Raw genomic sequence first — 2,158 nt, 5'->3', positions numbered from 1 at the left:
CGTGGCGCGAAGGCAATCGCCTGGCGTTCCTCGGCATCGCCACGCCCAAGCCGCTGGCGTTGCTGGAAAAGCGCTTCCTGTGGCTGCGCAGCCGCGCGTATCTGGTGACCGAGTACCTGCCGGGGCCGGACATCATCGAGCGGTTCGCGCCGTATGTTGAGAGTGGCGAGGCACCCGAGGCCGAATTGCAGGCCCTGGATTATTTGTTCGCAGAGTTGATCCGCGAGCGCATCAGCCATGGGGATTTCAAGGGGCATAACCTGTTCTGGAACACGGATCGCTGGGCGCTGATCGACCTGGATTCGATGTGTCAGCACACGTCCTTGAGCAGCTTCGCTCCGGCATATGCCAGGGATCGGGCAAGGTTTATGCGTAACTGGCCTGAGAGCAGTGCGTTGTATCGGGTGATTGATCAGCGGTTGCCAAAGGCAGTGGGCTAGGGGTTTAGGGCCGCTGCGCGGCCCAACAGGAGCAAGCTCCCTCGCCACAAGTTCGATGGTCAGTTTCTAAAATGTGTACTCGGCGCCGGCGCCTGCATACCACGAGCGTCCCGGCGCTGCTTCGTAATAGCGGCCGTTGCCGTCTCCGACAATCACCGACCCCACATATTGGCGATCCAGCAAGTTATCCAGGCGCAGGGTCTGGTGGAACGTCCAGTGCTCCACCTTCTGCTCAAAGCGTGCACGCCAGTTGAACACGCTGTAGCCCGGTGCCGCGTGTTGCTGGTTGGTGTCTTCGACGTAGACCTTGCTGCGGTACATGCCTTCCACGGCGGTGCTGACCCAATCTCGGGGCTTCCAGTTGAGCTCTGCGAACAGTGTGGTTTGCGGCACACCGGGGAGGTAGTTGCCTTTGTCCACCGGTTTGCCGCCGCCGATGAAGTCGCTGTCGTAGGTGGCTTGCAGGCGGGTGTAGGCGATGTTGGTGCTCCACTGTTCGCTGAGCTGGCTTTCGATGCCCAGTTCGAAGCCGCGACGCAGGGTGCGTCCGGCGTTCTGGTAGCTGGTGCGGCCGCCGATCGATTGATCCACCACCAGCTCATCCTCGGTGGTGATCTGGAAGACAGCGGCGTTGACTCGGGTATCGTTCAGCTGTGCCTTCAGGCCCACTTCATATTGAGTGCTTTCAGACGGCTTCAGGCCGAAGTTGAACCCTTCGATATTGCCTGGCGCATAGGCCAGTTCCGCCTGGGTCGGCGTCTCGAAACCCTTGCCGGCACTGACGTAGGCGTGCAGGTCGGGCGTGAAGGCGTACATCACGCTCACGGACGGCGTGTTCTTCTGGTAGGTCTTGTTGCCGCTGGAGTCGCCGTTGCTCAGGAACTGGTCGTCGACGTCCAGTTCCATGGTGCTGTGGCGCACCCCGGCTTGCAGGGTCCAGCGGTCGATGGCCCAGTTGGCCTGGATGTAGGGGTCGAGGCTGCGGGCGGTGTCGATTTCATCCCGGCGCAACTGGCCTTTTACGCCAAGGGTGTTGCCGCTGTAATTCTGGTAGCCGTGGCGGCTGTCTTCGCTCTGGTCGAAATCCAGGCCGGTGATGATCATCAGCTCGCCCGGCACGCTGTCGACCGGTTGCATCCAGCGCACGGAGCCGCCGTAGAACTTGCGGTCGAACTGCACCACGCCGCCGCCGCGTTCGTTGGCGGGCGTTCCCTTGGGAATCGACAGGTACTGAATCACGCTCCGCCGCCCGGTATAGGCATTCACCTGCAGTGTGGCATCACCGAAATACCGCTCGTAATTCATCCCCAGTTGCTGGTGGTCGATGCTTTTGCGGGTGTTGTATAGCTCGGCGGCGCTGCTGACTGAGCGCGGGTCGGCCTTGTACGCATCCCACGCCTGCCCCAGCGGATCCTGCGTGCCGTTCTGTTCCAGGCTGCTGTAGATCAGCGCCAGTTTGCTGTCTTCATCGGGCTCGAAATTGAGCTTGGCAAAGGTCTGGTCGCGGCGGGCGCTGCTGTGGTCGCGATAACCGTCGGTGTCCATGCGCGAGGCGTCCAGCACGAAGCCTGCGCCGTCTGCCGCGCCTTCGGCGGTGAGGTGGTTCTTGCTCAGGCCGTCACTGCCCACCAGCGTCTCGGCACCGATGCGCGGCGGGCCTTCGCCGTTGCGGGAGAACATTTGGATCACGCCGCCGGCATTGCTGCCATACAGCGTGG

The 2,158-nt window shown here is 62.2% G+C and carries 2 protein-coding genes; one reads left to right on the top strand and one right to left on the bottom strand.

Features of this window, described 5'->3' with window-relative positions:
• A partial coding sequence (locus tag HX846_RS20745; protein ID WP_178966010.1) for a lipopolysaccharide kinase InaA family protein occupies positions 1–440 on the top strand: 440 nt, incomplete at its 5' end.
• 66 nt (positions 441–506) lie between these two features.
• Here the strand turns inward: HX846_RS20745 and HX846_RS20740 are convergent.
• On the bottom strand, positions 507–2,158 hold a 1,652-nt coding region (locus HX846_RS20740; protein WP_178966009.1), incomplete at its 5' end, for a TonB-dependent receptor.

Origin of the sequence: Pseudomonas sp. K5002 (genome assembly GCF_013386655.1) — a bacterium.
In the GTDB taxonomy this organism is placed as follows: Bacteria; Pseudomonadota; Gammaproteobacteria; order Pseudomonadales; family Pseudomonadaceae; genus Aquipseudomonas.
This window is presented reverse-complemented; position numbering and strand designations above follow the sequence as displayed.